Origin of the sequence: Vibrio sp. V43_P6S15P86 (assembly GCF_009904725.1) — a bacterium.
Lineage (GTDB): Bacteria > Pseudomonadota > Gammaproteobacteria > Enterobacterales > Vibrionaceae > Vibrio > Vibrio diabolicus.
Map to the genome: position 1 here is coordinate 1 of NZ_WXWT01000213.1, position 7349 is coordinate 7349.

A 7349-nucleotide genomic window follows, 5' to 3' on the forward strand; every position below is an offset into this window, starting at 1 on the left:
GGATTAGCCTACTGACCGCTTGTGGTGATGAAATTGACCACAATGACATTCGCAAAGCTGGCTTTGTGTTTTGCGGACAAGGTAAGCCAACCACGTTTAACCCTCAGCTTATTGATAGCGGTATTACCGCGGAAGCGCTGAGCCCGCAGTTGTACGATACGCTGCTCACGCTCGATCCCAAATCACATCAGCCAGTAGCAAATATCGCTGAGAGTTGGTCTGTGAATGAGTCAGGAACGGAATACACGTTTAAGCTTAAACGTAATGTTCAATTCCAAACCACGTCCTGGTTCACTCCCACTCGACCATTGAATGCAAAGGATGTGGTATTTAGCTTCAAGCGAATCATTGATGTAGACCATCCTTTTCACCGAGTAGGTGGTGGTTTTTATCCATGGTTTGCAGGGTTAGATTTTCAAAACCTGCTGCAAGACGTGACTGCGATTGACGAGCATACGGTAAGGTTTACCTTATCTCAGCCAAATTTTTCCTTCTTGGCAAATATTGCCACCAGCCATGCTGTCATATTGTCTGCGGAGTACGGACAGCAACTGGCAGCAAAAGATCATAAAGAAGAAATCGACCAACTTCCTATCGGTACCGGCCCATATCAACTAAAAGAGTACCAAGTGAACGACTTGATTCGATTAGAGCGTCACTCTAACTACTGGAAGTCACCCGCGAAAATGGAACAAGTGGTGTTCGATATCTCTCATCGAGGCACTGGTACCTTGGCGAAACTTTTAAGAAACGAGTGCGATGTGCTCTCTTCGCCTATTTCGAGCCAAATACCCGTTATTCAAGAAAATGACAATCTTGAGCTAACTGCTACGCCAGCCAACAACGTATCCTTTATTGCGATCAACACTGAAACGACGGCACTGAGTGATGCTCGCGTCCGCCAAGCACTTAACTTAGCGATTAACCGTCAGAACATTTTAGATTCGGTTTACTACGGAACTGGCTCGCAAGCTTATACATTGCTACCGCCTAATTCATGGGCCTATCAAAAGGACAGCGTAAAAATTCGTTATGACCGGAATTATGCATTGGCACTACTTCGAGATGCAGGCTACGAAGACGGCCTAGAATTGACCATGTGGGTACCACTTGAACCACGTGCTTTTAACCCAAGCCCTCGTAAGACTGCGGAGTTAATCCAAGCGAATTTTGCCGATATTGGGGTTAAATTAACGCTACTTACCGATGATAGGTTTGAACGTGTGGATTTGGAGAACATCAACGATATCGATTTACTTTTAACAGGTTGGATTGGTGATACCGGGGATCCTGACAACTTTTTCCGCCCTTTATTATCTTGCGAGTCTGACCGCGTTGGCCTTAACGTGTCCATGTGGTGTAACGATGACTTCGATTTCTTGCTCGATTTGGCGTTAGAAACTCAAGAACCGCGTTACCGTCTGAACCTATATCGCCAAGCGCAGAACATCTTAAATCAAGAATTCCCGGTAATTCCTCTGGCACATGGTGTGCAATTCCGTGTTCACGACAAATCACTGACAGGCTTCAAATCAAGCCCTTTCAATGCCCAACCGTTTGATAGAGTTGAGAGAATTCACTGATGTTTTGGTATACCGTTCGACGCTTTAACCTATTTTTCATCACTTTGATGATCCTCACATTAGTGGGCTTTTCTCTGCTGCGCCTTGACCCTCTCTCGCACTGGGCAAACGTTGATTTTTGGTCTGGTTGGCAAACTTACTTAATCAACCTTTCTCAGCTTGATTTTGGCATAAGTAAAAACGGCAACGCGATTTATGACGAGCTCGCCGTCGTATTCCCTGCCACTTTGGAACTGTGCTTTTTTGCCTTTTTGGTGTCCCTTTTGATCGGCATTCCGCTTGGAACCGTGGCTGGGATGAAGCAAGGTAAATGGCTCGACACCAGCATTTCATTCATGTCGATGTCTGGTTATTCCGCCCCAATTTTTTGGGTGGCTTTGTTACTTATCATGGTTTTTTCATTAGAGTACCAACTCTTTCCCGTGGCAGGACGATATGACCTGCTTTACGAAATTGATCATGTAACCGGATTTGCCATTATCGACGCATTCATGGCGAAAGGTGAATACCGCGCTCACGCACTGCAAAGCGTCATTGAGCATATGGTGCTGCCATGTTTGGTGCTTGCTTTGGCTCCAACCACGCAGGTTGTCGGACTAATGCGTTCTTCGGTGGCGGAAGTGATGAGCCAAAACTACATTCGTGCAGCGAGAATCAAAGGTCTCTCTAACCGCGAGATCGTAACTCAACATGTCTTGCGTAATGCGATACCGCCTATCATCCCCAAAGTCGGTGTTCAGCTTTCCAGTATGATTACCTTGGCTATCATCACTGAATCTATTTTTAACTGGCCAGGTATTGGTCGTTGGTTGTTAGATGCATTGGCAAACCAAGATTATGCATCAATCCAAGCTGGCGTGATGGTACTTGCGACTTTGGTTCTCACCGCTAATATTCTCTCTGATTTGATTGGCGCGATGATTAACCCTCTAGTTCGAAAGGAATGGTATGCTAACAAATAACGTTTATCAGGAAGAACGCATTCCTACTCAGTTTGAGCGATTTTGGCGAAGTTACCGCGCCAACGGGCTAGCCATGTTTGGCCTATGGTGCTTGGTATTTATCGTCCTAATTACCATTTTTGCGCCACTGCTTGCGCCGTTTGATGCCCAAGCACAGTCAGGCGAATTGCTTGTGCCGCCATCATGGGCCCCAGCTGGAACGGTTGATTACTTTTTGGGAACCGATGACTTAGGCCGAGACATTTTGTCACGCTTGATCATGGGCTCTCAGCTGACATTTGGCGCTGCTGTCGCCATCACCGCAATTGCTGCCGTTGTAGGCTGTTTAATTGGCGTATTGGCAGGTATGACGAAAGGCTTACTGTCGAGTACTCTCAACCACTTGCTCGATACCGTCATGTCGATCCCGTCGCTCTTATTAGCAATCATTTTTGTGGCATTTCTCGGCTTTGGTGGGTTCAATATTTTACTCGCAATCTGCTTGGCTTTGATTCCGCGTTTTATTCGCTCTGTTTATATCGCAGTCCACACCGAAGTTGAAAAAGACTACATCATGGCAGCACGTCTTGATGGCGCGAACGATTTCTACTTGTTGTGGAGCTCAATTCTTCCCAACATATTGACGGTTATTGCTGCTGAAATCACGCTCGCGCTCTCTGCTGCGATTTTAGATATTACTGCGCTGGGTTTTCTTGGCTTAGGCGCACAAGCACCAAGTACTGAGTGGGGAGCGATATTAGGTGACTCTGTCGAGTTGATTTATATTGCACCTTGGACCGTAACCCTACCCGGCCTAACCATCATGTTTACCGTTATTACCCTAAACTTAGTAGGTGAAGGTGTACGTCAAGCGCTTAATGCGGGGATCGAATAATGCCGTTGTTAGATATTCGACATTTGACTATTGAGATTGAAACCCCTCAAGGGTTGGTCAAAGCCGTGGACCGAATGAGCCTAACTTTGAATGAAGGTGAGATTCGTGGTCTTGTAGGTGAGTCTGGTTCAGGGAAAAGCTTAGTTGCAAAAGCGATTGTCGGGGTAAGTAAAGATAACTGGCGCATTACCGCGGACCGTATGCGCCTTGGCAATATTGACTTGCTTCAGCTTACGCCAAAAGAGCGTCGACGCGTCATTGCCCGTGATATTGCGATGATTTTCCAAGAGCCTTCAACTTGTCTTGACCCTTCAGAAGAAGTAGGACGTCAATTGATCGAGTCCATCCCATCTCGCGCATTTGAAGGGAAATGGTGGGAGCGATTTAAATGGCGTAAAAAACAGGCCATCGCGCTTCTGCATAAAGTAGGCATTAAAGATCACAAGCGTTTAATGGGTAGCTACCCTTATGAACTGACCGATGGTGAGTGCCAAAAAGTCATGATTGCCATGGCGATAGCGACCAAACCAAAGTTGCTAATCGCAGATGAACCAACGAACGACTTGGACCCGATTACCCAGTCGCAAATATTACGTTTATTGAGCCGTATGAACCAGCTCAATAACACGACCATTCTGCTTATCGGTCACGACTTAGCGACCATCACACAATGGGCGGGCCGCATTACGGTAATGTATTGTGGTCAGTCGGTAGAGTCTGCCGATACCAGTAAAATCATTGCAGCACCCAAGCACCCGTATACAGATGCCTTGCTTAAAGCGATGCCAGACTTTAATGATTGGGTACCACACAAGCAAAAACTCCAATCCCTACCGGGCTCGATTCCGCCATTGCAGCATCTGCCAATCGGTTGTCGACTCGGTCCACGTTGTCCGTATGCGCAGAAACAATGTGTTGAAATTCCACACACCAGACGAATTAAGAATCATAAATTTAACTGCCACTTTCCATTGAACACGGAGAAAAAGTCATGAGTGCGTTACTTGAAGTCGATAATTTATCGAAGCAGTTTGTTACGCGCTCCCGACTATTCAAACGTCAGGTTAATGAGGCTGTCAAACCGGTGAGCTTTACGTTAGAGCCGGGGCAAACTATCGGTTTTATTGGCCAAAACGGGTCAGGAAAATCCACTCTTGCCCGCATGCTTGCAGGCGTTGTAGAGCCAAGCTCTGGAGAGATCCGTGTGAATGGCGAACGGTTGGAGCACAAAGATTACGCGACACGCTGCAAGCTCATTCGCATGATTTTCCAAGATCCAAACACATCGCTCAACCCGCGTATCCAGATTGGCCGTATTTTGGAAGGTCCGTTAAAGCGAAATACCAACATGCCGCCAGATGCACGCATGCAGCGTGTGAAGAACACCCTACTCCGCGTCGGATTGTTGCCTGAACACGCCTATTTTTATCCACAAATGCTAGCGGCAGGCCAAAAACAGCGTGTGTGTTTAGCTCGTGCGCTTATTCTTCAACCTTCCATCATTGTCGCTGACGAGGCGTTAAACGGTTTGGATATGGCAATGCGATCACAGATCATTAACTTATTCCTCGAGTTACAAGAAGAGATGGGATTGTCGTTTGTGTATGTATCTCAACACATTGGCATTGTTAAGCACATTACTGACAAAGTGATGGTGATGCATGAAGGTGAAGTGGTCGAGTTTGGCGAAACTAACAAGGTACTCACTAGCCCAGAACATCCGATTACTCAACGCCTAGTCGAAAGCCACTTCTATAAGGCGCCAAGCCACCAAACAAAATAGCCTATCAAAGATGTCATCGTTCAAATGTAAAGAAGCCTGCGTTAAAGCAGGCTTCTTTATTAAATGGACACGAATCGAAAAATTAGCGGCGGCTCGCTTGTTTGCTCAGTTCAAAATCAAACTCGTCAGGAAACAATACGACCCCTTCTTCATTTTGATTTGGGAATACAACAATCGATAGCTCGTCATCCTCTAGACCAGAGGTCCAACGACTGTGCCACTTGTTTAGAGAGATCGCTTCTGGCTCGCAATCTTCCCAATCACCATTCGCCCATTGCAAAGCAAACTCTTCGTTTGGCCATACTGGTACACAATCATCATCTTCTGTATTTAACATGACACAGCCATGTTCATCTTTCAAAATCCAAACTTTACGATTCGCCACAATCTCTTTTACGCAGTACTTTAAACGTTGCTCTTCGTTGTAACGATTGATGGTATCCATCTGCTCTTGGGTGAGTTGCTCAGACATATTCGTCTCCTGTTTCCCATAGAAAAATGCCCGCAGCTAAGCGGGCATTTACAGTATATGCTGGTAATAATGAAATTACGCTAGCTCAGTTTGAAGCCAAGGCCAACCTTGCTTCTTACGGCTTAGCGTGTTTTCCATCATTAACATGCCGTCTTTTTCGTGCTTAACAAGCTTCTCAGCCCACTCACCTTTGTATAGAAGACGAGTTTGAGCAGTCGTGATGTCTGTTAGCATTACAGCAGCAAATGCAAGATTATCTTTTTCGCAACGCGCTTCTAGATCCGCTTCTAGTGCTTCGATCATACCGTCAACTTGCTCTAGTGTTGCAAGCTCAACCTGACCTACTACTACGTCACGACCGTTGAATGGGTAACCTTTAAGGTCTTTCTCAACAAGCTCAGCCGCAGATAGACCTTCGATGTTTGTCTTAGCAATTAGAAGATCTTTAGTGAATGCGTCAACATCTTGTACGTCTGCGATTACCGCTAGCTCAGCAACGGCATCTTTGTCTTTTTGTGTACAAGTTGGAGAAGCGAAGCCTACTGTGTCAGATAGAATTGCTGACATCATTAGCTTAGCGATTTGTGGAGTAATCGCGTGACCTTCAATCTTGAACATGTTGAATAGAACAGTGTTGGTACAACCAACAGGCCAGATCCATGCTTCCATTGGGTTTACTGTCATCACGTCACCTAGGCGGTGGTGGTCAACAATACCCGCAATTTCAGCTTCTGCGATATCGTCTGGTGCTTGTGCTAGATCTGAGTAATCTACTAGCCAAACGGTCTCACCCGCAACTGATGTGCGAAGCTCAGGAACTTCAGCGCCAGCAACTTCTAGGATGTGCTGAGTTTCACGGTTGATTTCGCCTTGGCGAATTGGCATAGCTTCAACGCCACGCGCTTTTAGAAGTTCAGTTGCAACGAGTGCACTACAAATACTGTCACTGTCTGGGTTCTTATGACCTACAACTAGAATCATGTTTCTTCCTATTCAAGTCAATTTTATACGCCGCCTAATACAGTTAATTAGGGCGTGTTTGCTCACAAAGGCCGATACTTTACCTGATTTCAGAGAGTTTGACACGAAGAAAAGTTCACAATGCTATTGCGAATAAATCTCATTTACATATAATGATAATTATTCCTATTTGCATTTGAGTGAACGATGAACGCGACCCAATTTTTACACTCTGCACAACAGTTGTTTCAGCCTACTCAGTTTCGTTTAGCTTATAAGCGATTGCTGATCCCTATCGTCATGCTCATTTTGCTAGGCAATGAAAATACACGTGACGTTGCCGTACAGACGCTATCCGACTCATTCTGGGCGGTGTCATGCTATGTTGCCGCCACCTTGGCAATTTATCATTATCTTTCAAACTTTATGTCGAAAACCAATCGAATTACCGAGCTCTACCATCGCTCGCGTAATCATCAGGTTTTCTTTGCTTCTTTATTGGGTGCTTTGCCTGGCTGTGGTGGCGCTATTGTTGTGACAACGCAATTTATTAGTGGCCGAGTGGGATTTGGTGCGATTGTCGCGGTACTTACTTCAACAATGGGTGACGCTGCCTTTTTACTTCTTGCCGCCAAACCAAGTGTTGGATTAGGCGTGGTTGGATTAGGCATAATCGTGGGTACTCTTTCAGGGCTGGTCGTTAATGCTTTTCATG

8 protein-coding genes are annotated in these 7349 nt (G+C 45.8%); 6 read left to right on the forward strand and 2 right to left on the reverse strand.

All coding sequences use genetic code 11. The annotated features are described in order from the left end of the window. The first annotated feature begins 2 nt into the window (after positions 1–2). From sapA to CAG69_RS09410, 5 genes are read left to right on the forward strand one after another with little or no spacing between them, the layout of a single operon-like run. Entirely contained in the window at positions 3–1583 is a 1581-nt protein-coding gene (gene sapA, locus CAG69_RS09390; RefSeq protein ID WP_161443906.1) for an ABC transporter substrate-binding protein SapA, read from the forward strand. After that, entirely contained in the window at positions 1583–2545 is a 963-nt protein-coding gene (locus CAG69_RS09395; RefSeq protein ID WP_046874787.1) for an ABC transporter permease, read from the forward strand. Before sapA ends, CAG69_RS09395 begins: the two co-directional genes overlap by 1 nt. Beyond that, positions 2532–3419 carry an ABC transporter permease subunit gene (locus CAG69_RS09400; protein WP_005378123.1) on the forward strand — a complete coding sequence of 296 codons (888 nt, stop codon included), beginning with the start codon at positions 2532–2534 and terminating at the stop codon, positions 3417–3419. The genes CAG69_RS09395 and CAG69_RS09400 overlap by 14 nt, the downstream gene beginning before the upstream one ends. Then, positions 3419–4414 (forward strand): peptide ABC transporter ATP-binding protein, encoded by a 996-nt coding sequence (locus CAG69_RS09405; RefSeq protein WP_005378126.1) that lies wholly within the window; start codon positions 3419–3421, stop codon positions 4412–4414. Before CAG69_RS09400 ends, CAG69_RS09405 begins: the two co-directional genes overlap by 1 nt. Then, positions 4411–5202, forward strand: coding sequence for a peptide ABC transporter ATP-binding protein (locus CAG69_RS09410; protein WP_161443907.1), 792 nt, complete (start codon positions 4411–4413; stop codon positions 5200–5202). The genes CAG69_RS09405 and CAG69_RS09410 overlap by 4 nt, the downstream gene beginning before the upstream one ends. Before the next feature lie 82 nt (positions 5203–5284). On the opposite strand, the gene CAG69_RS09415 is transcribed toward CAG69_RS09410, so the two are convergent. Then, positions 5285–5674, reverse strand: a complete 390-nt coding sequence (locus tag CAG69_RS09415) for a DUF2750 domain-containing protein (protein WP_161443908.1) — start codon at positions 5672–5674, stop codon at positions 5285–5287. Positions 5675–5749: 75 nt separating this feature from the next. Then, the gene (locus CAG69_RS09420) at positions 5750–6655 is read right to left on the reverse strand and encodes a manganese-dependent inorganic pyrophosphatase (protein ID WP_005393312.1); all 906 of its coding nucleotides are present in this window, start codon (positions 6653–6655) and stop codon (positions 5750–5752) included. Positions 6656–6841: 186 nt separating this feature from the next. Here CAG69_RS09420 and CAG69_RS09425 point away from each other — a divergent pair. Then, a partial coding sequence (locus tag CAG69_RS09425; protein WP_202600738.1) for a putative manganese transporter occupies positions 6842–7349 on the forward strand: 508 nt, incomplete at its 3' end.